The sequence below is a fragment of the Flavobacterium sp. TC780 genome, assembly GCF_056783245.1.
The window spans coordinates 16,436-40,517 of record NZ_JBXBAV010000103.1 but is presented as its reverse complement, the minus strand read 5'-3'; the positions used below and the strand labels follow the sequence as shown (position 1 = coordinate 40,517).

General features: G+C 37.1%; 29 protein-coding genes and 2 pseudogenes. 22 read left to right on the top strand and 9 right to left on the bottom strand.

The features are described from left to right. The 22 genes from AC1RYN_RS11310 to AC1RYN_RS11205 all read left to right on the top strand — a co-directional run. The coding region (locus tag AC1RYN_RS11310; RefSeq protein WP_481807039.1) for a hypothetical protein at positions 1-493 on the top strand (493 nt) is incomplete at its 5' end. Further along, entirely contained in the window at positions 480-2,486 is a 2,007-nt protein-coding gene (locus AC1RYN_RS11305; protein ID WP_481807038.1) for a hypothetical protein, read from the top strand. The genes AC1RYN_RS11310 and AC1RYN_RS11305, both read left to right, overlap by 14 nt. Further along, positions 2,483-3,385, top strand: coding sequence for a toxin TcdB middle/N-terminal domain-containing protein (locus AC1RYN_RS11300; RefSeq protein ID WP_481807037.1), 903 nt, complete (start codon positions 2,483-2,485; stop codon positions 3,383-3,385). Before AC1RYN_RS11305 ends, AC1RYN_RS11300 begins: the two co-directional genes overlap by 4 nt. A gap of 151 nt (positions 3,386-3,536) precedes the next feature. Continuing rightward, the gene (locus AC1RYN_RS11295; protein ID WP_481807036.1) at positions 3,537-3,827 is read left to right on the top strand and encodes a hypothetical protein; all 291 of its coding nucleotides are present in this window, start codon (positions 3,537-3,539) and stop codon (positions 3,825-3,827) included. 70 nt (positions 3,828-3,897) lie between these two features. Continuing rightward, a complete protein-coding gene (locus AC1RYN_RS11290; RefSeq protein WP_481807035.1) occupies positions 3,898-6,879 on the top strand; it encodes a NucA/NucB deoxyribonuclease domain-containing protein in 2,982 nt (993 codons plus the stop codon). A 41-nt stretch (positions 6,880-6,920) separates the two neighbouring features. Beyond that, positions 6,921-7,499 (top strand): hypothetical protein, encoded by a 579-nt coding sequence (locus AC1RYN_RS11285; RefSeq protein WP_481807034.1) that lies wholly within the window; start codon positions 6,921-6,923, stop codon positions 7,497-7,499. Between the two features lie 612 nt (positions 7,500-8,111). Continuing rightward, a complete protein-coding gene (locus AC1RYN_RS11280; protein WP_481807033.1) occupies positions 8,112-8,321 on the top strand; it encodes a hypothetical protein in 210 nt (69 codons plus the stop codon). A 4-nt stretch (positions 8,322-8,325) separates the two neighbouring features. Further along, complete coding sequence (locus AC1RYN_RS11275) at positions 8,326-8,577, top strand: hypothetical protein (RefSeq protein ID WP_481807032.1); 252 nt, start codon at positions 8,326-8,328, stop codon at positions 8,575-8,577. Continuing rightward, positions 8,556-8,783, top strand: a complete 228-nt coding sequence (locus AC1RYN_RS11270; RefSeq protein ID WP_481807031.1) for a hypothetical protein — start codon at positions 8,556-8,558, stop codon at positions 8,781-8,783. Before AC1RYN_RS11275 ends, AC1RYN_RS11270 begins: the two co-directional genes overlap by 22 nt. 259 nt (positions 8,784-9,042) lie before the next feature. Beyond that, positions 9,043-9,501, top strand: coding sequence for a contact-dependent growth inhibition system immunity protein (locus AC1RYN_RS11265; RefSeq protein ID WP_481807030.1), 459 nt, complete (start codon positions 9,043-9,045; stop codon positions 9,499-9,501). 415 nt (positions 9,502-9,916) lie between these two features. Continuing rightward, complete coding sequence (locus AC1RYN_RS11260) at positions 9,917-10,693, top strand: hypothetical protein (RefSeq protein WP_481807029.1); 777 nt, start codon at positions 9,917-9,919, stop codon at positions 10,691-10,693. Between the two features lie 706 nt (positions 10,694-11,399). Further along, entirely contained in the window at positions 11,400-12,650 is a 1,251-nt protein-coding gene (locus tag AC1RYN_RS11255) for a site-specific integrase (protein WP_002979474.1), read from the top strand. Between the two features lie 653 nt (positions 12,651-13,303). Beyond that, complete coding sequence (locus AC1RYN_RS11250; RefSeq protein WP_024564695.1) at positions 13,304-13,696, top strand: single-stranded DNA-binding protein; 393 nt, start codon at positions 13,304-13,306, stop codon at positions 13,694-13,696. A 45-nt stretch (positions 13,697-13,741) separates the two neighbouring features. After that, entirely contained in the window at positions 13,742-14,815 is a 1,074-nt protein-coding gene (locus AC1RYN_RS11245) for a DUF932 domain-containing protein (protein ID WP_024564694.1), read from the top strand. A gap of 86 nt (positions 14,816-14,901) precedes the next feature. Further along, on the top strand, positions 14,902-15,063 hold the full coding sequence (locus AC1RYN_RS11240; protein ID WP_481807028.1) for a DNA-binding protein: 162 nt from the start codon (positions 14,902-14,904) through the stop codon (positions 15,061-15,063). A gap of 26 nt (positions 15,064-15,089) precedes the next feature. After that, the gene (locus AC1RYN_RS11235; protein ID WP_024564692.1) at positions 15,090-15,428 is read left to right on the top strand and encodes a hypothetical protein; all 339 of its coding nucleotides are present in this window, start codon (positions 15,090-15,092) and stop codon (positions 15,426-15,428) included. Between the two features lie 24 nt (positions 15,429-15,452). Continuing rightward, positions 15,453-16,061 carry a PRTRC system protein E gene (locus AC1RYN_RS11230; protein ID WP_024564691.1) on the top strand — a complete coding sequence of 203 codons (609 nt, stop codon included), beginning with the start codon at positions 15,453-15,455 and terminating at the stop codon, positions 16,059-16,061. A 17-nt stretch (positions 16,062-16,078) separates the two neighbouring features. Beyond that, on the top strand, positions 16,079-16,297 hold the full coding sequence (locus AC1RYN_RS11225; protein ID WP_024564690.1) for a PRTRC system protein C: 219 nt from the start codon (positions 16,079-16,081) through the stop codon (positions 16,295-16,297). An 18-nt stretch (positions 16,298-16,315) separates the two neighbouring features. After that, positions 16,316-16,498 (top strand): hypothetical protein, encoded by a 183-nt coding sequence (locus AC1RYN_RS11220; RefSeq protein WP_481807027.1) that lies wholly within the window; start codon positions 16,316-16,318, stop codon positions 16,496-16,498. 116 nt (positions 16,499-16,614) lie between these two features. Next, positions 16,615-17,478, top strand: coding sequence for a hypothetical protein (locus tag AC1RYN_RS11215; RefSeq protein WP_481807026.1), 864 nt, complete (start codon positions 16,615-16,617; stop codon positions 17,476-17,478). Then, entirely contained in the window at positions 17,475-18,197 is a 723-nt protein-coding gene (locus AC1RYN_RS11210; protein ID WP_024564688.1) for a PRTRC system protein B, read from the top strand. The genes AC1RYN_RS11215 and AC1RYN_RS11210 overlap by 4 nt, the downstream gene beginning before the upstream one ends. Beyond that, positions 18,194-19,000 carry a PRTRC system ThiF family protein gene (locus tag AC1RYN_RS11205; protein ID WP_481807025.1) on the top strand — a complete coding sequence of 269 codons (807 nt, stop codon included), beginning with the start codon at positions 18,194-18,196 and terminating at the stop codon, positions 18,998-19,000. Before AC1RYN_RS11210 ends, AC1RYN_RS11205 begins: the two co-directional genes overlap by 4 nt. 214 nt (positions 19,001-19,214) lie before the next feature. On the opposite strand, the gene AC1RYN_RS11200 is transcribed toward AC1RYN_RS11205, so the two are convergent. From AC1RYN_RS11200 to traM, 9 genes and pseudogenes are all read right to left on the bottom strand, one after another. Then, positions 19,215-19,601: a response regulator gene (locus AC1RYN_RS11200; protein WP_002979452.1), complete on the bottom strand. Its 387-nt coding sequence runs from the start codon at positions 19,599-19,601 to the stop codon at positions 19,215-19,217. A gap of 282 nt (positions 19,602-19,883) precedes the next feature. Beyond that, positions 19,884-20,177 (bottom strand): helix-turn-helix domain-containing protein, encoded by a 294-nt coding sequence (locus tag AC1RYN_RS11195; protein ID WP_002979451.1) that lies wholly within the window; start codon positions 20,175-20,177, stop codon positions 19,884-19,886. Then, positions 20,158-20,469 carry a helix-turn-helix domain-containing protein gene (locus tag AC1RYN_RS11190; RefSeq protein WP_024564686.1) on the bottom strand — a complete coding sequence of 104 codons (312 nt, stop codon included), beginning with the start codon at positions 20,467-20,469 and terminating at the stop codon, positions 20,158-20,160. Before AC1RYN_RS11190 ends, AC1RYN_RS11195 begins: the two co-directional genes overlap by 20 nt. Positions 20,470-20,610: 141 nt before the next feature. Then, positions 20,611-20,913 carry a VOC family protein gene (locus AC1RYN_RS11185; RefSeq protein WP_481807024.1) on the bottom strand — a complete coding sequence of 101 codons (303 nt, stop codon included), beginning with the start codon at positions 20,911-20,913 and terminating at the stop codon, positions 20,611-20,613. 175 nt (positions 20,914-21,088) lie between these two features. After that, complete coding sequence (locus AC1RYN_RS11180) at positions 21,089-21,370, bottom strand: hypothetical protein (protein WP_002979448.1); 282 nt, start codon at positions 21,368-21,370, stop codon at positions 21,089-21,091. Between the two features lie 115 nt (positions 21,371-21,485). Beyond that, a pseudogene (locus AC1RYN_RS11175) lies at positions 21,486-21,936 on the bottom strand (DUF3872 domain-containing protein). 11 nt (positions 21,937-21,947) lie between these two features. Continuing rightward, a complete protein-coding gene (locus AC1RYN_RS11170; protein WP_481807023.1) occupies positions 21,948-22,508 on the bottom strand; it encodes a conjugal transfer protein TraO in 561 nt (186 codons plus the stop codon). Between the two features lie 21 nt (positions 22,509-22,529). Further along, positions 22,530-23,430: pseudogene (traN, locus tag AC1RYN_RS11165) on the bottom strand (conjugative transposon protein TraN). 25 nt (positions 23,431-23,455) lie between these two features. Continuing rightward, a complete protein-coding gene (traM, locus tag AC1RYN_RS11160) occupies positions 23,456-24,067 on the bottom strand; it encodes a conjugative transposon protein TraM (protein ID WP_481807022.1) in 612 nt (203 codons plus the stop codon). Positions 24,068-24,082 lie beyond the last annotated feature (15 nt).

The following is a 24,082-nucleotide window of genomic DNA, read 5'->3' as shown; positions in this document are numbered from 1 at the left end:
AAGGTTAATACATGCTCCTGTTGTTAGGGAGGCAGCACCTAATCCCCTGCATGATGTAGTTCGAATGTGGGAAGCTCCTGTAAAAGGAATAATTTCAGTTTCGCACGAATACCAGTTAATCAAAGAAACTACTCCCGAACAAATTAAAGCACGTGCAGAATATGTAAACAATGCAGGAGATGACAAAGCAGATGGAGTACGTTTATATTTTCAAAAAGGAACACAATTACTATGGGATGAGGCTATAATTGCAAAAGATCATGATAGTAAAACGAAACAAAATAACGGTATTTCTGTAGAAAAGGGAGAACGCCTATATTTTAGGGTAAGCGCTGTTAAAGACGGAAATTTTGATGCGGTTATCTGGGATCCGATTATTACTTATTCTCAAGTAAAACAGTTCGACAGAGATAGCAATAATAATTTAGTTACAACCGATTTTAATGTTCCTGTAATTTTAAAAGATAATTTATTATTCGTTGTCAACCTATAAAGCAAGTACAGATTTTTTTAGCAGTAATAACACATCAAAAGTAATTCCTGTTGCGGGAACTGTTTCCTTTAAAGGAATATTGAATAAACCGGTTACATCCGATCATATCCGACTGATGATTACCAAAACCTATTTGGGGCAAACGAATCCTCCCGTAATCGTGTATCAAAAAAACTTTTGGGCGAATGATGTTGCGACTTTTGATTTAGCGTCTGTCAACCTCCCTGCTTTTGAGGCAGATACGCAGGTGACATTGTCTTTAGAAACAAATACAAATATCAACTGGCAAAGCATTTCATTTGCTCCAACTATTACCATTCCTTCTTACCCGGGTACAGCAGTCGAAGAAGTACCAATGGAAGTGTATCATTTATTATATAATAAAAGAGAAGGAAATTACAATATACCAGGTGTTACTTCAACAGTTAGCGGAAAAGTGAAACTGAATATACTGCCTCAGGATTTGATTTTGGCATCTGCTTTTCCTCCGGGGCCAGTTGATAGTTATAATGGAGAAGTAATACTTTCAGCTAAGCAGAATAATATCCTTCTGGCACGTAAACGTTACAAGCTTATATCGGGAACATTGGTTGAAGTTATCAATGCTTTTGATAATGCAGTAGTTTATCCCGATGCAGCATCAGGAATTCCAATTCAGGTAGAAACTACAGTTTCAAATCCGCTGTCTGTAAATATTCTGAGAAATTATCCAAAAGCAAATGCACTTAATATTCAGGTTCAGGTGACAGACTTAAAAGATGTTACAGATCTTACAGATGATGTTGTATGGAATGCTGTTACAGATGATTTTGGTGTTTACAGCCTTTTAAATCCTGATGAAAGAACCTTAGGATTGTACCATAGAAACTGGGGAGGGTTTGTAATTAACGGAACCCTCACTTCGAATATTATAGATCAGACCAAACTAAAACAATCTGACGCTTATGCTACAGAGCCCGATGTTAATAACACCGATCCGGAAAATTATGATGGCAAAGGGTATGAAGTTTCAGAGAATTATTTTGTGTCTTTAAATCCATCTTATACAAAAGCAAAATGGGAAGGTTTAGAAGAATCAATTTATATAAAAGGTGCAATAATAGGAACATCAAGACTTGGAGAAGATGATATTGCAGATTATACAGACTTCTCTTTGCCTAAATTAGAAGGAGGAAGTACATCGGCACTGGACATGATCAGCGAAAGTAAAAGTAAAAGTATCGGAGCTGGAATTGGTGCAGGGCCTAACAATATGGGCTTTAGTAAATCTATAGACGGAGATTCGTATGTAACGCAAACCATGGGCAATTTTAATGGAGATGGTTTCCCGGATTATATCAGAGGAAGTAATGTACAATTGACAAAACCAGTTGGAAGTATTTCTGATGAAGTATTCAGCTTGGGAGATAATTTCAGCCATGCCGAAACAACTGCCGAAGGACCAAATTATGGAGGGGGTTACAGTCATGGTAAAGCAAAAAGTGCAGGAGTATTGGTAATAGGAAAAGAAGCTGCAAATAGAATAGCAGCACAATCTGCTGCTGATAAAGAAGCTGATAAAGCAAAAAACACGATGTCTGTAAGTGCTTCTCAGGGTTATGGAACCGATAAATCAAAAATGATCCACGCAGATATTAACGGGGACGGATTACCAGATAAAATAACTGATGCCGGAACGGTGTTATTGAATACTGGATACGGTTTTTTAGCTGCTGAAAACTGGAATAACAACGGACTCAACGCAGGAACTTCTACTGATTGGAGTCTTGGTTTAGGATATAATTTTAATGCTGGATCTATTACAGCGGGAGCCAATTATGCACGATCCACATCTGACGGAAATAAATCTTTTATGGATATTAATGGTGATGGGCTTCCTGATAAAATTGAGTATGTACTGGATAAAATGATTGTGTCTTTAAACTTAGGAGCATCTTTTGATACACCTATCATCTATCCAACATATTCTGAAATAACCGTAATAAAAGTGTGAGTTATGGTTTTAATGCAGGTTATTCCTATGACATTCCTATTTGGTTGCTGCGCCTTACGCCATCATTAGGAGCCAGTAAAGGATGGAGTACTTCACGTTCCGAAGCTACTTTTATGGATATTGACGGAGATGGAAATACCGATTATGTTATATCTACAGACGAAAAGTATTTGAAAGTGCGTCTCTCGAACATCAAAAGAACCAATAAATTAAAAAGCGTCACTAATGGTGCTGGAAATAGCTATGTCGTTGATTATGCATTAGTAAAACCGAGTTATGAAGATCCATCTGCGAAATGGGTTTTACAATCGGTTGATTTATTTGACGGGCATGCTGGTGATGGTATCGATCGTACAATTGCAAAATTCACATACGAAGACGGTTTCTACGACCGCCGTGAGAGAGAATTTTACGGTTTCGGAAAAGTAATTCAACAGCAGATTGACGCAGCTGATAATTCAGTTTTCACAACAACGGTTCAGGAATTTTATAATCAGGATTATTTCAGAAAAAATCTTTTAAAGCACGGTTATACATTAGATAAAAATGACAAAATACGCCAAGCGTCAGAAAACGAATATAGCTTTATAGATGTAGCGACTCAGGCAAGTGTTTCGGTAGCAGAGTTAAATTTACCTTCGTGCGATGCCAAACGTATTTTTGTAGGATTGATTCATACCAATCAAAAAACATATGAAGGCGGCAGCGATTATCTGGAAACCAATACGTTTAATACCTACGATGCCAACGGAAATATCATTCAATATGAAGATTTAGGAAATGGTACTGCGAATGATAAAGTAACCGCTAAAATTAGTTATTATGAAAGCACCACACCATATTACGGTGGCATAGCAAAACAACTCGAAGTGTTTACCACGGAAGGTTTAAAAACGTAAAAGATCCACAACTATCAATACTACAACGGCAGAAGTTACGCAGATCAAAAATTACGCTACAGCAAATAATATTGCCGTTACCGATATTATCTATGACACTTACGGTAACCTGCAGAAAATTACAGGACCATTAAACCAAAAAGGACAGCGTATGACATTGGATTATGTATTTGATGGAGAAAATCATCAGTATATAGCCGAGATCAAAGATGCTTTTGGATACCAAAATAAAGTAGAGTTTGATTATCGTTTTGGAGTACCACTAAAAACAACTGATCGTAATGATCAAAGTACGATTTATACATTCGATGCTAAAGGTCGTCCATTAACTATAAAAGCACCTTATCAAGTGCTTCAGGCAAACCCTATACTATTGCTTACGAATATTTCCCAGATGCAAAAGTTCCGTATGCTAAAACCAGAAACTACGATCCGGAATTAGATAAAGATATTGAGACTTATACCTATACAGATGGACTCGACAGGACATTGCAGATTAAGAAACAGCCAGTTTGTTTACACAGGCAGGAAGTGCTGATAAGGAAGCGCAGATTGTATCTGGAAAAATAATTTATGATGGATTAGGAAGACCCATTATAAGTTATTATCCTACAACAACTACTTCTATTGATAATAATTTCAGCACTGCATTATCAAGCGTAACACCTACTGAAACAGAATATGACGAAACAGGACGTACAATAAAAGTGACATTATCTGATGGAAGTACTAACACAACCACTTTTGCATTAGAAAACTATGATGGTCTGCCAGTATTGCGCACTACACAAACGGATGCTTTAAATAAAACCAGTCAGACGTACACAGATGCAACTGGTCAGAATATAGCCAGTATGCATAATGATCTAGTTACAAAGTTTGAAACTAGTGCATTAGGAGAAATAGTCAAGGTTACTGATGCAATGGATCATGTTATCAAAAGCAGTTACGACTGGCTGGGCCGACGTATTGAACTTACACATCCTGATGCAGGAACAAGTACTATGCAGTATGATCTGGCAGGGAACTTAACCACCCGTATCACTCAGGATATTAAAAATACAGTTCCAAATGGAGGATCTATTCAATATGAATACAATTTTAATAGACTAGAATCTATAAAATATCCTAAAAACCCACAAAATAATGTACAATACAATTATGGCAAAGCCGATGGAACAGCAGCGCGTCGAGGCAGATTGTGGTTTGTACAGGATGCCAGTGGCGGACAGGAATTCTTTTACGGAAAATTAGGCGAGATCGAAAAAGAAATTCGAACGCTTCGTATTACGCCAACAGATATTCAAACCTATATTTCGCAGTACGAGTATGATACCTGGAACAGAATCCAGAAAATGACGTATCCTGACGGCGAAGTAGTAGAATATACTTATAACCGCGCGGGAAATCTGCAGAGCATGCAGGGTAAAAAAGAAAACCATACTTACGATTACATCAAGCAGTTGAGTTATGATGAATTCGAGCAGCGCAAATATTTAAAATACGGAAACGATACCGAAACCAATTATACTTATGATCCTGTGATGAGAAGGTTACAGCAGTTACAAATTAAAAGCGGTGCCAGACAAGTCATGAATAACTCTTACAGTTATGATTTGGTCGGAAATGTTTTAGGTATTAAAAATATAGCTCCAGTAGTAAACAATACTTTAGGCGGAACATCAAACCATGAATATCAGTATGATGATTTTTACCGATTAAAATATGCAAAAGCTACCTATCAGGGTGAGTTTACCAAAGCAAGTTATGAGCTGAATATGAGCTATAACAAGATGCACAATATTATCAAGAAAGATTTGGTTCATACAATAAACAATGAGCAGAAAGGTTATGTTTTAGATTATAATTATGATAACGCATTACATCCTAATGCGCCAAACAAAATTGCTGAGTCCGGTAAAGCTGAGCCGAGAGAATATATTTACGACGGCAACGGAAACCCTACAAGTTATACTGAAGATAAAAGTTTCAGAAAAATGAACTGGGACGAGGAAAATCATTTAATGGGAATCAATGATAACGGAAGAATTTATCAATTTACCTATGATGCTGACGGAGAAAGGGTTATTAAAAGTTCAGGAGATTCTCAAAATGTAGCCATTAACGGCGAAACTGCCGCTACTATTGTACATACCGATGATTATACGGGTTATGTTTCTCCTTATTTTGTTATCAGTAAAGGAAAATTCACTAAACATTATTTTGAAGGAGCAGGACGTGTAGTAAGTAAACTAGGGAATGGAACTTTTGCCCAGCCTTTGGGTATTACCGCAGGTGGGGTAAACTATTCTAAAAGAACTGCTGAACAGCAAAAAGCCTTGGACAATTATGTGAAAAGTTTAGGCGTACCTCCAGGACCACCAACGCAACAAGGTATCTATGCAACACCAGAATTTACAGGAGATCCATATCCAAGTGAAGTAATAAAACCCGTTGAAGAAAATCAGGAACCACCGGAAGGCTGGCCTAGAAATCCTATTTTTAATGCTCCCGGAGATGTTCCGGGACCACCCGTACAATTTGGACCACCCGTAGAACCAACAACGGTTAAAGCAGGAGAAGGATTTACAGGAATTGGTTTGCCGGAGAATGATATTTTTTATTTTCATCCGGATCATTTGGGAAGTACTTCGTATATTACAACCCGAAACGGAAGTATAAGCCAGCATGTGGAGTATATTGCTTTTGGAGAAGTTCTGTTTGAAGAGCATAGTTCTTCTTTTTCTAGTCCTTATTTGTTTAATGGAAAGGAGTTGGATAGGGAAACGAATCTTTCTTATTATGGGGCGAGGTACTATGATGCTAAAACTAGTTTATGGCTGAATGTTGATCCGTTGGCAGTTTATAATCCTGTAATGGAAAGTCAATTTTATGTAGATGGGCAGCATAATGGTGGTGTGTTTAATGATATGAATCTAAATAGTTATGGCTATTGTTATCAAAATCCTATAAGATATATTGATCCAAATGGGAAGCAGGTTGACCGTGTAAAGCATAAAATAGTAAATGCATATATTCCTGAAGCAACATGGCCAAATGTTTATAAAACCCATAAAATGGGAGTTGAAAAAGGAAATCCGTTATTAATAACTTATGATTCAGATAGAACCAATGCACGAAAACGAAGAAATGATGCAAGAGTGGCAAATAATGGATTAAGAATTCCTGAACACCATTTAGATGAATATCCTTATGCTTCTACAAAAGAGGGAGGTAAAAATGCAGCGATTAATACTGTGCCTGCATCAGAAAATATGTCTCATGGTGGATATCTCGGGAGTTTAGTTCGTTTAAATGATATGAAAACAGGAGATAAATTTAATATTATCTTAGTGCCTAAGCCTCCTAAAGAACCTGAAAAAGTTCCAGATTCAGTTCCAGAACCCAAAGTGTCCAAACCAGTTCTAGTAACATTAATAATTATTGGGATTTTATCCACAATTTTTTCGGGCGGTTCTCAATACTCTTATTAATTTTTTTCATTAAATAATAAATAATAAATAATTTCTACGTTATGAATAATAAATTAACGATTTTAGATCAAATTTTAAAAGAAATAAATCATCCAATTCTTCAAATTTTCGAGGAGTCAGAAAGTGAAAAAGATATAGAAAATAAGTTAGGTAAAATGAAGTTAGAGATTAACAAAAACCTTATAGACCTTTACTTATGGAGGGGAGGGGTTAATGGAGCTTCAGTGTATGATGGTACTTTTGAATATTTTTTTTCTTTTGGTAGTTTTATTGATATAGGTTCAGCTTTTAGCTTATTATTATTAGATAGAAAAACACTAAAAATCTATGATAAAAAATTACCATTTATTCAGTCATTAACTGGGGATACTGTTTCAATTGATTTATCAAGTAAAAGCTCAACTAGAGGAATGTTATTGTTGTTTTCCCCATCTCTTACTTTATCTTCTGAATTGATGACAGTATATGACTCTATTGAGAAATGGATTGAAACTATCATAGAGTGTTATAAAAGGAATGCATATAAAATGAATTCAGACGGAACTTTAGAGATAGATTATCAATTGGAAAAGGAAATCTCACTGGATTTAAATCCTCTTTCTGACTTTTGGAAATCATGACCCTTCTTGCTGGCGTGAGTTTCTCGTCCAGAAAATAGCAGTTTTGGTATAGAAGAATATCTTATGAAGTAAAAACGAATAATCCAAACACTTCCAAAGAAAATACTCTAAGCTTTTAGAGAAGAAGTTAAGTAAACTTTGAACCGATCTATAGTAGTTATAACTGCTGGATAGCGCAGGCATCTTACTCGTAAACACAAAAATATAGAGAAAAATTTACAAACAAAAAACTCGTCACTAATGATGAGTTTTTTTATAGTCAAATCTATATTATGTTTATACAAACTAAACCACTCTGCACTGAAAGTGCAGAGGTTTGTTTGACAAGGGACTGAAAGTCCCTCTATTTTAAAACGTAAATAGTAATTTTTAAAAATGATATTCGTCAATTTTAAACTAATATTTTATATTTTTTCGCATTACTAAAGTGCTGCAATAAATTGCAGGGTTTAAACCCAAATCTGAGACCAATAAATAAAGGTGATTTTGATGAATATTTTTATGATGTTACTTTATGGACAGAAGGTTATAAATAATTTTGAATAAATCTTATTGTTTATAGAATCCTACAAACTCACTTAAAAACAGGAATATATTGCTTTTGGAAAGGAATTGAATTTAAGTTATTATGGAGCTAGGTATTTGGATATGAAGACTAGTTTGTGGCTGAATATTGATCCATTGAAAGAAAAAAAACCTAACTATTTCTTTGAAGTGGGTGATCCAAAAGGAGCTTCCGCTGCCCAAGTAGAAGCAATACAAGCTACTGTAAAATATGGAGAACAAGTTGGAGTTAAAGTTAATGTTAGAATTGTAAAATAAAAATATGAAAAGTTGTACCATTTATAAAACAAATAAAAATTATATAATAGTTACACAATCAATATGTGATATAGGTGCTAGAATAATTGATGATCCTATTTATGTTATTCCTGTGGAAACAAATATTGAAGAATTAAGAGAGAAAGTATTTGATTCTTTAAATAATAGCAGAACTGATGTGTATACACCAAAAAGAGATGAATGGTCACTGTTTGAAAAAAGGGATTTAGAAAGATGGGACAGAAATCTTTTATAACGCTGTACAAAAATTCTAATAGTTGCAATTTAGCTTTAGAAAATGATATTTTAACTATTCAGCCTGATCAATATTGTGAGCCTAATAAACCAAAAAGTGGTTTATGTTCAGTAAAAGAAGCGGCAATACAGATAAATTTAATTAATACAGATAAAACTGAAATAATGAAAATATTAATCGAGATGTTAAGTGTTTCTTATAAATAAAAATTTAATAACCTGATGGCTTAGATATGGGCAACAATCGCGCAAAATCTTTTCGTGCCGACAAACAATAGGTTAATTAGTCCAGCAAAATTTGATTTAAAATGCAATAAATATTGCTTTACAAGCTTTGATTCAGGTAAAAAAAGATATTCCAAGAAGGATGATTTACAGTATAAATATCTCTTTAAAAAATAAGGTTTGTAGGATAAAAAAATCTGAACGAATCGGTTAAAGTTAATGTTAGAATTGTAAAATAAATATGAAAAGTTGTACCATTTATAAAACAAATAAAAATTATATCGTAGTCACGGAATCGACTTCCGATATCGGGTTAGGAATTATTGATGATCCTATATACACACTTCCTTTGGATGTATCTATAGATGAGTTTCAGAAAAAGTTGTTTGAGTGTTTAAGTAAAAGTAAAACTGGGGTTTCTACACCTAAAAACAATGAATGGGCGTCTTGGGAGAAAGATCAGTTACTTAAGATGGGGCAAAGGTCTTTTACTACCTTATATAAAAATTCTAATAGCTGTCAGGTATCCTTGGATGGTAATGTCTTAATAATTTCTCCTTATAAATATTATGATCCTAATAGACCGAAGGATGGTCTGTGCTTGTTACAGGATGCAGAAATTAAAATAGATTTTAGTAGTGTTGCAAAAACTGAAATAATTATTAAGTTAATAGAAATGTTAAATGTTTCGTATAAATAACCTATGACTCCAACGGAAATATTATTCAGTATGAAGATTTAGGAATGGCTCTGCTGTTGATAATGTAACCGCTAAAATTAGTTACTACGAAAGTACAATGCCTTGTTGCGGTGGTATACAAGACAATTAGTATTCTTTTGACAAAGTAAAAAATAAAAGAAGATATTTTTGGGATATCCAAGATCCAGATATTAATAAGTGGAGCGTATCAAAAGATTCCGTTTTAACTATTATGGGGGATAAGAAGAAAATAACCAGATATACTGAGGATACCCTCTATACTATTAGTTTAGAAGATAAAACAAAAAGCTATTATGTTAGAGTAAGAGGAAATCTAAATATTGATAAAAATTCGATAACCAAAATTGATTTGTGACGGTAAATTATAAGGTTTTCAGACAATAAATAATAAAAAATGAATTTTAATATATACAAATGCTGGTTTAAGGGAGATACTTATACAAAAGTGACGTCTGATCAATTTATTGAGCATAAATTAGAACAAAATAATAGAAAAAAAAGTGATTTAGAAATACTCTTACAGAAGGATGATCCAAAAGGTTATAACGATTATTTGGCAGAATTATATGATCCTAATAAGCATTTAGAAATGTTTTACGAGACAATATCCTATGACGGAACATTAAAAGAAGATATATCTGTTTTTAATCATAAAATAGGACATTTAAATTTTTATAATGTTTCTTTTATGGATGCAAAACTTGATGCGGTCTATTTTTCTAGTTTGTATTTAGTTAAAGAAATGTATATAAATGGTACGTCGAAAGGGAATGTAGATTTTTTAAAATTTACTAATTTAGAAACTGTTTCTATTCTAAAATGGAATGAAAAAATAAAGCTAGTAAATAGTAGTTCTAATTTAAAATCATTAATTGTTTGGTATTACAATCCAAAAAGCAAATCTTTAAATGATTTATTAGGAGAACTAAAGAGTATAGAATATTTAGAACTTAATTTAACGAATATTGAAAGTTTGGATGGAATAGAAAAGCTGCAAAACCTCAAAACTATTAAAATTAATTATGGCAGGAATCTGAAATCCGTAAAGGCTTTAAATTCCAACAAGAAATTAGAATTAATTTACTTAAACAATTGTAAAAAGATGGAAGACTTTGATTCTTTAGATAAAAGAGAAGTACTAAAAATTCAAAATTTAAAATTACCAGGGTAAAAATTGATTACATATTATATTCAAGATATATACTTACTATTTGTCCAACAAACGGTTAATATGCTTAGTGTAAAGCGAAAAATAAATAATGAAAAATAAACTATTCCGCAGAAGCAAGATTCTCTATATATTATTGAATGTTATTTTTTGGGGATGTTCAAAGGATAATAATTCGTTTTATGATAAAGTAGTATACTATCATAGTAATTTTTATATGTTGCCGGACCACCCGATAATAGTGAAAGATTTGAGGTTTACTATTCTGATTTTGTAAAAGAAAAAGATAAAACTAATTATAAAAAACTCTCTCAATTTGGATTTATAAAAGAAAAATTGACGGTGATTTTTCTGATAAGATAGATGTTTTTTTTACAGATCAAAACCCTGGAAGATATTATCCTGATTATAAATGTTTAAATTGTTACCAAGATGTTTTACTTTTTTCTAAAAAAGATTAATAAAAAGCAAAGATAGGCAAAACGGTTAACCCCGTTATTATACAATGCTTTATAAAAGTGTAGTCTTTTTTGAGAACTCTCTGTCCGATAGGTTTTGGGCTGGAAAATACAAAGTTAGGTTCCTAAATCGTTACCAATTCAGTCGTAACTACCCAAATCTAACTGATTATATTTCAGTCTTTTGCACCCCTTTTTACGTTTCCTTGTAACTCAATGTAATTTAATTTTAAACATTAAACATTGTGGTTATGGAACAGACAAAAAGGTCAACGTTTAAATTGCTTTTCTACCTGAAAAAGAACGAACCAAAAAAGAATGGTAATGCTCCGATTATGGCACGTATTACCATTGACGGAGTGCCTAAAACTTTCGGAACAAAGTTAGAAATTAACGCTGATAATTGGGATTTAAAATTCGGTAGAGTTTTAGGCAAAAGTGCAGAAGCATTAAAAGTAAACAAGAAATTAGACAACATTCGAGGTCGTATTGATACGATTTATGAAGATATGCTCAAACACGAGGGCTTTGCCACTTCGCAGAAAGTGAAGCTCTCCTTTTTGGGTGTTGGTGTAATGGACGATGCTATCCTAAAAGTTTTCAACGACCAAAACGAACAATTTAAAAAATTGGTCGAAAAGGAAGAACGTTCAGAGGGTACTTACAATAAGTACATCACAGTTTACAATCATCTTTCCAACTTCATAGAGTTACGGTATCATCGTGACGATATGGCTTTTCGTGAATTGAATAACGATTTTATCCGTGAGTTTGATTTTTACCTCCGCTATGATTTACAGTTAAGCCATAATACTATTTGGGTGTACACAATGCCTGTTTTGGCTTTGGCGGAGTTAGCGATTAAAAAAGGGCTGATACGTGATTATCCTTTTGAGGATTACGAAATCAGTATGGAGGAAACCGACCGAGGTTACATATTGAAAGAGGACGTTGAGAAACTAATGCTTAGTAAGCCTCCGCACAAACGGTATGAAGTTGTAAAAGACCTGTTTATTTTCAGTTGTTTTACAGGGCTTGCGTATGCAGATATTAAGAAATTAAAAAGGAGCAATATACAATCATTCTTTGACGGGCATCAATGGATTATCAGCCGTAGAAAGAAATCAGACGTTGCTTCCAATGTTCGTCTAATGGATATTCCAAAACGTATCATTGAAAAGTATATCGGCACTACCCGTAATGAGTTTATATTCCCTATCCCAACCAATGCGACTTGTAATAAGCACGTCGCTAAGTTGATTGAAAATGCAGAAATTATTACGGAGCAAAAAGTAACTTTCCACACGGCAAGGCATACTTTCGGAACAATGTTTTTGACCGAGGGCGTACCTCTCGAAAGTCTTAGCAAAATGATGGGGCATAAAAATATATCTACTACACAAATTTATGCGAAGATTACCAGCCAAAAAATCAGTAAGGATATGGATTTGGTAACTCCGAAATTTAAAGCAATGGAAGAAGCATTTTTAATGGCTATCTAATTAAATTCATAAACATTTTTTTGAACAGAGCTTAACGGCTCTGTTTTTTTTTGCCTCAATTTTTTATACCCAAAGCACATTTACCACCCTTTCTAATCCCCTCGCAGTAAAAGAGCTTTCGGCTATATCTGAAACAGAAATTTGAAAAACGTCCCTCCGCTCATTCCACTTTTCGACATTTTTAAAATCCCTATCAGCGTGGCTTTGGAAGCCACCTAACTAAAAAAAACATTTATCAATTAAGGGAAATAGAAGTGTTATTTCAATTCAAGACAGACCATCTTTGTAATGCAATTTTCTCGGCTTCCACATTTTTTTTATTCAAAGAAGCCTGTATGCACTATTGTCCCATTTCAAGAGCAAAGGTATTTCCGTGTTTCTTAACGCCGCCAAAAGGTCAAGCAAGTTTGGAAAAAAATCTCCACCCGTTGGGTAGTATTTGTTTTCCAAAACCTTGTGTCGCCTAAACACGAACCTTTAATGCTCGTGAAACGAAACATAGCATACTCCGGCTCTTTGGACGAATAAAAAAAATGTCAGTTATGAAAATTATAAGCATTGAAAATGGTAATGAAACGAAACAGCACCTCCTCTCATTACCGAATAAATCAAAAAAAATTAAATCAAATATCAATCACTAAAAATCAGAAAAAATGAACATCACAGGCAGACTGACAAGAAATGCGGAAGTACGCACATTGTCGAACGAAAAACAGGTAGTAAACTTTTCCGTAGCGGTAAATGACGGCTACAAAAACAGACAGGGCGAATGGGTAGAGCAAACGGCTTACTTCGATTGTGCCTATTGGATTAGTGCAAACGTGGCAAGGCTACTGACAAAAGGCACTTTGGTAGAACTCACAGGACGTGTAAGCACAAGAGCGTGGACAGGCAAAGACGGAGAAGCGAGAGCAGGTTTGAATTTCCATACCTCACAAATCAAATTGCACGGCGGAGGAAACAGAGCCGAAACCGTACTGGCTACTGCACAATATGAAAACAACGGATTTACAGCAGAGGGAACAGAGGACGACCTACCATTCTAAAAATAAGTATTCAATCAATTTTTTAAACATCAAAATTTTATCAAAATGGCACACAATCTAAATTTCAACGAGAGAACAGGAAAGTACAGTTTCTTTACAGTACAGCAAAAAGCGTGGCACGGTTTGGGGCAACTCGTAGAGCAATATCCGACAAGCGAGGAAGCAATCAAACACGCAGGGTTAGATTACGAAGTTGTAAAATCCCCACTATTTACCAAAGGTTCGGGATTTATTGAAACTGCACAGGGTATTGAGTTAGGCAGTACCGAATTGGAAGTACCTAACTATTTCGCCAACATTCGCACCGATAATAATGCAGTATTGGGCGTAGTCGGGAAAGATTACCATATCGTACAAAACCGTGAAGCGTTCAATTTCTTTGATGCTATCGTAGGCGGTGGGGACGGTATTTTATACGAAACCGCAGGAGCATTGGGCAAGGGAGAGCGCATTTTTATCACAGCCAAATTGCCTGACTATATCCGTGTAGGTAATGGCGATGATGTTACAGAAAAATACATCTTCCTAACCACAAGCCACGACGGAAGCGGAAGTATTACCGCAGCGTTTACGCCTATCCGTATCGTATGCCAAAATACCTTAAACGCAAGTTTGCGGAATATGACAAATGTAGTGCGTATCAAACATACTTCGGGAGCAAAACAACGTATCGAGAACGCCCACAAGATTATGGGATTAGCCAACACGTTGAGCGACCAATTACAGGGCATTTTCAACGATTGGGCAAAGGTCAGAGTATCAGACCGAGAAGTTAAAAAGTTGATACAGTTGGCACTTTGCCCAAATAAAGAAACCCTTGATTCACTCAAAAAAGGTGCGGAAGATGAAGTTTCCACCGTGTTCAAAAACACCGTAGATGACGCATTTGGCTACGCAATGATGAGCGACACACAGCAAATGGACACTACAAAGGGAACACTGTTCGGAGCGTACAATGCGGTTACAGGCTACTTTCAGAATGTTCGTAATTACAAGGACAACGAAGCCAAATTACAGAGTATCGTAATGGGTGGAACGGCTCAACTGAAATCGCAAAAGGCATTTGAATACTGTACCGCCTTTGCTTTGGACGGTGCGGAAATCCTAAACCTTAATTAAATAACAACAGGCTACCGCCTTAATCGGTGGTAGCCTTTTAAAAACAAGCGATATGAAAGCGACAACAATAGAAGAAGCGAAAAAAGTTGGCAAAGGCACAGAGCCTTGAACAGAAACACAAAGACGAAAGCATATTTATTATTTACTGCAATCGTACAGAGTATTTCTATATAGACACAGATGGTTTAGTACGCCTTTGGGAAAAGTCATTTGGCTACTATGTAAACGGAGTTTATACCAAAGAATAAACGCATAACATTTAAAAGCAGTTACAATGGAAACGAAAGCAATAGCAACAAAATTTATCAGCCACGAGATACCCGAATTGGAAACGCTGAAAACCGCAAAGGTTTACCAATTAAGGGAAAAACTGAACAAGGGCGAGAAGTTGAGCCGAGCCGATAAAAATTGGATTGCAAGAGAAGTAAACTACAATGGTTTTTTCCGCACAGCTATTCCGCTAATGGGTTATCGGTTTGGTTTTGAGGATATTCTAAAAACCTATATAGTGAAGCAGTACGGAAGTTGGCACGAATACAATGCACCCGACAAAACGAGCCTACGCAGTTTCATTTATGGCAGGATAGACGAGATAGCAGAAATAAGGAATTAACGAACACATTAAAATTTCAGAACAATGAACACAAATTTTTTCAATCAGATAGCACAGTTGGATTTTACAGGCAATTTACAACTGACAATAACCAAAGGCACGGAAAACAACCTAATTGTAACTGTATTGCTCAACAATGAGCAATGCAGAGATGGTGCAAAAAATCTCATTCCCCCTTTGACATTCAACGCCACACCGCAGGAGTTTGACGAGGGATTTTTCGAGCAGATTAAAAAACCTGTTCAGACTATTTCGGGCGTAATGGTAGATATGGAAGCCTTTATGAAGCAAATGGAAATAGTCAAACTACAATCCGAAGCGGAAAAGCAGAAAGCCGAGAAACTCAAAAAGGAAAAAGAAGCCAAAGACAAGAAGTACAAAGACGGTATGGCAAAGGCGGACGAGTTGGAAAAAGAGGGCAAATTCCGTGAAGCGTGGATAAAAGTACCCGACATTACCGAGTTTCCCGAAAAAGCGGACGAGATACGCAAACGCAAATCTTCACTATCTGCAAAGTTCGCTACACCCGACCTATTCGTAACAATGGGAGCAACAGAAGAAGCACCGACACAAGCGGAAGAAGTTACAGCAGATTACCCCATTGAAGAAACAGACGAAGCAGAACAGTATTAACCCAAAAATCAAAAGTTATGTTATTAGCAACAGTATTACCGAGAGTTTTTATACTCAAAGATAAAGGACAGGACATCAGACTAACCGACCCCGAAGCACGGTGGAGCGTGGAAGCTGTAATGAATTATTACGCCAATATGTACCCGATACTGACTACCGCAAAGGTATCAGCACCGAAGATAAAAGACGATGCAGTTGAATATCGTTTTGAGAGCGTAATGGGTACGAAAGGATAATTTAAAACCGTAAAAACAATGAACTATGCAACGCAACAAAATAGCGGGAACAATCAGCATTCCCGAACAGCAACGGCAACGACAGTTGCACCAACAGTTAGGCGAGTTCGCCCAATGGATGCAAAGACCAAAAGACGCAGACCAAGTCCGGAAGACAAACGGAAATCCGTACCGATAGCAATGCTACCAATGGTTTTTTAAAGTGTACGTTTCTGCCTAAACTGAAAACGGCACAATCCGTACAGGCTTGTCAGAAAACGGAAAGGGATTTTTATAATTCCCTTTCCAGACTTGCCGAGCATTACAGCATTGAGCCTATGCAGACCCGACAGGATTACGCCTTTCCCTACAATATTGTATTGGCTATGTGGGATATGAACACCCAACAGAAGCGGACAAATATAAATTGGGACGGTTTTAAATTGGTACAGGACAGCAGGAAAACCTATTTTGTAACTGACGAACGGTTTAAAACCAATACAACGCTTTTCTATATTCCCGTTGTACCGCTTTTCAGAATGTTGCAGGACAAACAGCGAAAGCAATCGGCAAAGCTACTTTTATCAGTATGCAGTTACTTATACCATTTTGCCCGAATACCATATTACAGGGACGAAAACACCTATCTGTATGAGTTGTATGAGATGTATAAGGATTGGGCAGAATACGGAGAAGCAGAAGAAAGCGAGTGCAACAAAAAAGAGATTGAACAATCCGAAATGATTGGCGACAAAATAGAATTGGAAATATCTGACCGTACTAATTTAGAAGCATTTGAACAGCGTTTGAGCCAATTTAAAAGCCTTGATACATTCGACAAAGAATGTTGGCATATTGCGTGTAATGCCTTTGCCCTATACACGGAATACCCGAACGCAAGTATTTTCAGAAATGCACCAATGCCCGAACAAGACCCATACGATGACGACAGTATCGAATACGTTGGAATGGAAAGGTACATTTCATTCGTGGCAGATACCAAAGGTTGGTTATTTGATAGCCTTGTTGAAAGCATCAATTCAGACTTTAACGAGTTGGGAGCATTGGAAGAACCAAGTATTACCAAAGTCTTTGACGGCAAGAAAATAACAGCAGGAAACCTTGATTTTGAAAACCGTTTGTTTGACCTATTGGACGACCTCAAAATACTATTGCGAAACTATAAAACAACAGAAGAATGAACAATTTAACTGACATAACCGCAAATTTCGGAACGCTTTATTTTCCAAAATCGGCATTGGTTTTTTACCAAAACAAAGGCACGGACAAAGAAACCTATGTAGAGCATTTCGATATGGATAAGGACGGCAACCCAATCAACGCCCACCCCTTGACCGTAAGAGAAGCCAATATTTTGTCGAAGTGTTTACAGACCGATGAAGATAAGAACACGGCATTTTTAAAACCAAAGGGAATTTTGCCTACAAATATCCTGCATATCAATCCGAGCGACAACGGCACAGTGCTATGGCACACCAAAGCAAAGAAACAGCAACTTTATTTCGTGGACGATTTGGGCATACCCAACGGAACGGCACAAGTTCCTGCAATGCTTTGGTTAGCGAGTAAAAGCAGTCTTTCCGTATTTGCTTTGGCAAACAACAGGCGACCAACCGAAAAAACGCCTTTGCATTACGCCCCATTTTTCAACATCTACGAAAAGGGCAACGTATGTATGGGGACAGTCAGTATTGACATTAAAAATTCGGCTTCGGTTGAGGAATTTATACAGGCGTGGGAACACTATTTTTTCAATTCCTATTTCAGTCATTCATTATGCAGTAATTTGACAAAACGAAACATTGTAAGCCTTTGGAAAGACCTCGTTAATACAGATAAACCCTTTCCCACAGAAGCATTAAAAAAGAATAATAAAACCCTTAAAAATCTATTCCGATGAACAGCGAAAAAACAAAAGTACATTTCACAGATAACTATCTGTTAAACCCAACTAACCCGATTACGGTAAACCTTATCGGAGCAGGTGGCACAGGCTCAAAAGTTCTGACAGCCTTGTTAGAGACAAATGAAAGTTTGACGGCTTTGGAACACGCAGGACTTTCCGTAAGGTTGTGGGACGATGATATTATCACGACCGCCAATTTAGGCAGACAGCGGTTTTTTGAAAGCGAAACAGGATTGTACAAATCCGTTGCTTTAATCAATCGTGTAAACCGTTGTATCGGTACAAATTGGAAAGCCGAAAGCCGAAAATTTGAAAGGGATAATTTCGGAATGATACCCGAAGAAGCACAGGCAACCATTACCATTACTTGCGTGGATAACGTACAGGCACGTTTTGGAGTTGCTGAAATTTTGAACGTATTGGGCAACCGTAAAAATTACCGAGATACCCCAAAATATTGGTTGGACTTTGGGAACAACAGGAACACAGGTCAAGTCTTACTATCTACTATCGGAGAGATTAAACAACCCGATACGCAAAAATACGAAGCGGTGGCAAGTCTGCCATTTGTTACCGAAGAATTTAAAGAATTGCTGAAGCAATCCGAAGAACAGGACGACACGCCAAGTTGTTCACTTGCCGAAGCATTGCAAAAGCAGGATTTATTTATCAATAGTTCATTGGCTCAAATGGGTTGTTCCTTACTTTGGGATTTATTTCGCTACGGAATGACGGAATACAGGGGATTTTTCCACAATCTGAAAGACTACCGTACCCAACCGATAAAAGTCGGTTAAAGTCCGAAAATCGGGCAAAAATGCAATTCCTCGCTTCGGTCGGAAACGCATTTTTGCGTTTAAATTGGTACAACCACTTTGCCAAAATGTATCTCTACACAACCCCATTGCCCTACATTTCATCAAACAGGTTGTGCTTGTTTGGACTTCTTTTCTTTCCGTTGCGACCAAAGAAAAGAAGCAAAAGAACGTCGCTTTATTAAGGACAGATATTTTATACTTTCTCGATAACTCTTTTAAAATCGTCTGCATCGCTACCAATAGGCAGATAGCTTTTTATTCCTATTTCCGTAAGAGCCTGTACCGTTTCATCTGTATCATCAATATCTCCGTAGCCAATTAATCTGATGCTTGGATATTTAGCCTTTAGTTCCCGAACTTGTGCCAGCACATTCTTATCCTCAAAGTTGAGGTCAATAATAATTGCTTTGGGGAGTTCGGTCAAAGCAGATAATTGAGTTAAACCGTCCTGAATGTTCTCCGAACGGAACAGTATCTCAATTCCTGAAGCAGTAAGGTCATTGCAGATAATGTCAATTAGAGGGCTTTTATCATTGATAAATGCAATACTGTTTTTGTGGGGTTTGTTTCCTGTGTCCATAACTGATAATTTTTCTTTTGTTAGTGGAACCTACCCAAAAAAAGAGCGTAGGCAATCACACTTACCGATACTAAGGCACTGGTACGCCCTGAACCCCGAATAAGCGGACGCCCACGCCTATTGCGTGAGCGTTCTTACTTATTGCCTCGGGGTTACGAAAAATTACCAGTTTTTAGTACCGAGTTTTAAAGCAAAAACACTTTAAATAATGTCTATATTTTCAAATACAAATATACTAAAGTAGTTCCGATTGAAACATAATCGGAATGAAATTAATTACAATCAATGCGTTTTATTGGTTATATAATTTTGCTCCAATATAGTCAGAATATCACTTTCCTTGTAGATTATTTTACCGCCAACCTGAATAAACGGCAGGATATTGTCATCACGGTATTGCTGGAGAGTGCGTTTGCTGATATGTAACAGCCTGCATACATCTTCGCCCGATAAATAGATTTCGCCATTCATTACAGGACGGTAGTTTTTCAGTATATCCTCAATACGGTTTCGTAACCGTGTTATCATTTCCTGATAGGCTACGATTTCTTCGGTGTCATTCGTCAGTAAATCCATTGTCATTTGTATTGTACGGTTCGCCAGCTTCGAGCAAAGCCTGTACGTCCGAGAGTTTATAATAATTCTTGCGGTTCAGTTTGGAATAAGGCAGTAAACCCTTGTCTTTATAGGTCTGCAAAGTCCGTTTGGTAATGTTCATCATCAAACAAACCTCCTGATTGTCGAGCCACTTTTCCCCTTTGAAAATCGGGTCATATTTACGGGTAGCGTTTTCGGTCAGTTCCAAAAGCTCTTTTATATCATTCGTCATTCCGTCCAATGCGGATTTTGCTATTGCGATAACTTCCATAGTTTGCATATTTTTTCTGTGGAAGTCGAAGATATTAAGGCTTGTTGCAGGGTTGCGGAAGATTGCACCCTTTGGCTTTGAAAGGCAGTGTTTGGCGTAATAAAAAACAAATAGGATAACCTTTTGGGCTATCCTATTTGTTTAGTTGGGATTTACGAAATTCAAAACCCTGTTATATTCGGGTGGATAATAAGCCAGCTCCCATATATGCCCGTCAGGGTCTGAAAAATACCCTGCATATATACCGAGTGCTTCGTTTGTTGTCGCTTTGCTCGTTACCGTTCCGCCACACGCTGAAACATTTGCCAACGCAATATTTACATCTTCTTCGGACGGCAAAACACAACTGATAATCGTAGAAACATTGTCCTTTGAAACCTTAACGTTACGACCTGTTTTCAGGATGTAATAGGCTTCATATCTGTTTTTGTCTATCAGGTACAAATTAAGGTTCGGAAGCTCCACAATGATTAATCCGTCTTCGAGAAATATTTCGGGCGTTTCACTGAATAGGTTTTTGTAGAATGTTACCGATACCTCCGGAAACGCTACGGGTAAATAAACGATTGTACTTGTTATGTTCATACTATTTTTAATGTTCTCCAAATAAAGGTAAAAACTATCGTGTGCTTTGGGCTTCTATCGGTTGTTTTTCCTTATCCTTTTTCATTTGGGTGTACGTCCATATACAGACCACTCCGAGAATAATAAGACCATAGGCAAACAACTTGCCGATACGTTCTAAAAAACGCACAGATATAGCTTTAGTATATCCCGAAAACATTTCTACACCAGCAGCATTACGCCTGTAAAACCTCCTGCGGTTTATCCAATAGATAAGTACAACCGCAACAACGATAACAAAAATACCAAACACTAATTGAGCTGTAACCGTATCCATAGCTATATGATTTATAATACCGTAAATTTAAACAAAACCCCCTAACATTGGAAGCTAAAAAGTAAAAAACCGACCTGTTGAAAGTCGGTTTTTGCTTATCTAATTTGCTGTCGTTTTAATCACTACTGTTAAACTGAAAACTTATCTGTTTCTCATTGCCAAAGCTTGTCGGAAATCCAAATTTCAAAGGATTGTGATACCGTAGAAGCCGAAGTATAATACAACCTGAATTGCTCCGATTGTAACGGGTACAAATCGTTTGGCAGATACGGAGGTTCATCGTAATACCTCAACGAGCCTTGTCCGTCAAATTGGAAGTAGCGGAGATAGTATTGCGTATTTTGGTAGTTACCGCTCCGCTTTATCGTTACTCTGATTTCTACCGTTTGCCCATTGGCGACCTCTTTAGGTACGGGCATCACATTGACCTCAAAAGGAAAATCGTTCTGTATTTCAAGCTCGTCATCTTTGCTACAAGATACCAGCGAAATAGAACCTGTCAGGATTGCCAGCATTAGATATATTGGCAACAATCCTATTCTGAATTTATTAAATATTGCTATCATCGTTTTACGTTTTAAAAATTAAACCTTATTCCCACACCTGCGGACGGTCTGAATTGTCGCAGATCAGTTCCCCATAACACTTTTGTACGCCCTTGCAGTACCAATACAAATCGGTCAGACAGGTACGTTTCAAAGGTCAGCCGACCACCAGCTCCGTAAATAAAATTATCCTCGCTTACTATCTTTGCACCGTCATACAACATCGTTTCGCCTCTGTTGATGCTCTCGTAACCGACCACGCCCGTTATTCCTGCATTCAGCGTAATGTTCTTACGGACATCGCCCAGCAGGAAGAAACTGTAACCGCCCTCAGCAGTATAAGTTTCCTGCGGTATGCGTTGGTCTTTATAGTCGTGATATTGGTGCGTGTACTCCAAAGCCAAAATCTGATAATTACCGTTTTTGCCGTTCACGGTCATTCCGAGATTGATATAATAATCGTTACCCATTTTATCATTGGACAAAATGCCCGTACTCACTTCCAATCCTTTTTGCTTTGGCAACATTCGTTGTGCCTGTGCCACCGTGATGGCCACAAAGAGTAGCATCACGGTATAGATATACTTTTTCATTGTTCTTGCTTTAAAAGGTTATTAAAATTTCAAGTGCATATCACTGATTACACGGGCATTGATTAAGTCCGAATTTTCCACCTGAAGCGTTTGATGTCGTCCGCCATTTTTCTCGAAAATCTCAATCAATAAAACCTTATCATCGGCAATCGTGAATTTGTCTAAGAGAAAAACATTTTGCTCGGTAGATTTCCCGTTAATACCGTCCTCTAATGGCTTGTAGGTTCTTAGCGGTGTCAATGCCCGTTCCTGTACTACGGTACGCTTAGCGACCTTTTTATCGACGACTTTGAAATTGATAAAGTCTATATCAAACGGTACATTGCTTTTGTTCCTTAATTCCGTATGGAAATAATATTTACCATTATGGATATAGATGCCTTTCAGGATAAACTGAATGCCGAAGCTTTTAGCCCCAATATGCTTAACGATACGCTTGTCTTTTTTGTAAATCGTTTCCAAAAGCAGACCAGCCAAAGACGGAGAATTGTTTCCGAGTTCCTCAAAGCACATCATTACCGTTGGCTTTATCTACTGCCTTTTGCATCGTCAGCAGGTCATAGCTCAACGCATCGGGATAGGAACTATAATACACATCAAAAGAGTAATAACGCCCGTCATTGGTAATGACCGAAAAATTGGTTTCGGTTTCAAAACTCCTTACGGCAGCTTTTACACGCAATACATTTTCCGCATCTTCCGCCTTTCCTGCAATCAGGTATTCACTTCCCAAATCCACGTACCGAATGGCGGTCGGGAAAATCAAATGCGAAGTTTTATCGTAGGTTACTTCCATTTTGTAAGGCTCAATCTTGCCCAAAGCAAGCGGAGTTTTGATATTTACACTATCCTGTGCAAAAGATTGTACGGCAAAGCCGATAGTCAGGGCAACCGCCCAAAAGGTTTTAAAAAGATTTTTCATTTGTCTAAATATTTGAGTTATACAATTATTGTTTTGATACAAGGAATACTTGGTGTCCTGCCTTTAGCGTGACTTTTGGTGTGCGTACTTTCTTTGGCGAAATAGCCCAAATTCCTTGTACCACGCCACGACTTAAATCGGCAGCGACTTGTTGTCCTGCATTTTGTGTCAGCATTACACTCGTTCCACCTGTCTGGCTCATATTGCCAGCCATTTCTGTAAGTGCATTCATTTCGGGGGAATACGGAACGTACAAACCCTGCTGACCATCCAAATCGTAAATGGTTATATCTACGGGAATGATATTGCCCTCCAATTCGATAGAGGTTATTTTGAGTTGCAAACGCCCTCCCTGAAATTTCGCATTAGCTGTTACAATCGTTCCCTGTGGGATTGTACGGATTGGCGTTTTTGCAGGTTCTAACAGCCGTAACCTTACGCCTGTTTCGCCAACTACCGTTTGTGCATCGTGTACGCAGGCTCTAATACTGTTTTTAGGTTGTACAATTTGCTCTTTAGCACCAGCAGTATAAAATCCCCGATTTCGGGTTTCGCTCCAATCGGCTAAAAAGGCACTGTCCGTAGGTTCACGGTACAAGGCTGATACGGTGTTCTTCCTTGCCGGAGTGAACACCACAAAATGCTCCTTTTG

What these genes read in the sequence shown, in the direction of transcription:
- AC1RYN_RS11295 (WP_481807036.1), top strand. Translation starts at nt 3,537, where the DNA reads ATGACATTGGATTATGTATTTGATGGAGAAAATCATCAGTATATAGCC.
- AC1RYN_RS11285 (WP_481807034.1), top strand. Translation starts at nt 6,921, where the DNA reads ATGAATAATAAATTAACGATTTTAGATCAAATTTTAAAAGAAATAAAT.
- AC1RYN_RS11275 (WP_481807032.1), top strand. Translation starts at nt 8,326, where the DNA reads ATGAAAAGTTGTACCATTTATAAAACAAATAAAAATTATATAATAGTT.
- AC1RYN_RS11270 (WP_481807031.1), top strand. Translation starts at nt 8,556, where the DNA reads ATGGGACAGAAATCTTTTATAACGCTGTACAAAAATTCTAATAGTTGC.
- AC1RYN_RS11265 (WP_481807030.1), top strand. Translation starts at nt 9,043, where the DNA reads ATGAAAAGTTGTACCATTTATAAAACAAATAAAAATTATATCGTAGTC.
- AC1RYN_RS11260 (WP_481807029.1), top strand. Translation starts at nt 9,917, where the DNA reads ATGAATTTTAATATATACAAATGCTGGTTTAAGGGAGATACTTATACA.
- AC1RYN_RS11255 (WP_002979474.1), top strand. Translation starts at nt 11,400, where the DNA reads ATGGAACAGACAAAAAGGTCAACGTTTAAATTGCTTTTCTACCTGAAA.
- AC1RYN_RS11250 (WP_024564695.1), top strand. Translation starts at nt 13,304, where the DNA reads ATGAACATCACAGGCAGACTGACAAGAAATGCGGAAGTACGCACATTG.
- AC1RYN_RS11245 (WP_024564694.1), top strand. Translation starts at nt 13,742, where the DNA reads ATGGCACACAATCTAAATTTCAACGAGAGAACAGGAAAGTACAGTTTC.
- AC1RYN_RS11235 (WP_024564692.1), top strand. Translation starts at nt 15,090, where the DNA reads ATGGAAACGAAAGCAATAGCAACAAAATTTATCAGCCACGAGATACCC.
- AC1RYN_RS11230 (WP_024564691.1), top strand. Translation starts at nt 15,453, where the DNA reads ATGAACACAAATTTTTTCAATCAGATAGCACAGTTGGATTTTACAGGC.
- AC1RYN_RS11225 (WP_024564690.1), top strand. Translation starts at nt 16,079, where the DNA reads ATGTTATTAGCAACAGTATTACCGAGAGTTTTTATACTCAAAGATAAA.
- AC1RYN_RS11220 (WP_481807027.1), top strand. Translation starts at nt 16,316, where the DNA reads ATGAACTATGCAACGCAACAAAATAGCGGGAACAATCAGCATTCCCGA.
- AC1RYN_RS11215 (WP_481807026.1), top strand. Translation starts at nt 16,615, where the DNA reads ATGCAGACCCGACAGGATTACGCCTTTCCCTACAATATTGTATTGGCT.
- AC1RYN_RS11210 (WP_024564688.1), top strand. Translation starts at nt 17,475, where the DNA reads ATGAACAATTTAACTGACATAACCGCAAATTTCGGAACGCTTTATTTT.
- AC1RYN_RS11205 (WP_481807025.1), top strand. Translation starts at nt 18,194, where the DNA reads ATGAACAGCGAAAAAACAAAAGTACATTTCACAGATAACTATCTGTTA.
- AC1RYN_RS11200 (WP_002979452.1), bottom strand. Translation starts at nt 19,601, where the DNA reads ATGGACACAGGAAACAAACCCCACAAAAACAGTATTGCATTTATCAAT.
- AC1RYN_RS11195 (WP_002979451.1), bottom strand. Translation starts at nt 20,177, where the DNA reads ATGGATTTACTGACGAATGACACCGAAGAAATCGTAGCCTATCAGGAA.
- AC1RYN_RS11190 (WP_024564686.1), bottom strand. Translation starts at nt 20,469, where the DNA reads ATGGAAGTTATCGCAATAGCAAAATCCGCATTGGACGGAATGACGAAT.
- AC1RYN_RS11180 (WP_002979448.1), bottom strand. Translation starts at nt 21,370, where the DNA reads ATGGATACGGTTACAGCTCAATTAGTGTTTGGTATTTTTGTTATCGTT.
- AC1RYN_RS11170 (WP_481807023.1), bottom strand. Translation starts at nt 22,508, where the DNA reads ATGAAAAAGTATATCTATACCGTGATGCTACTCTTTGTGGCCATCACG.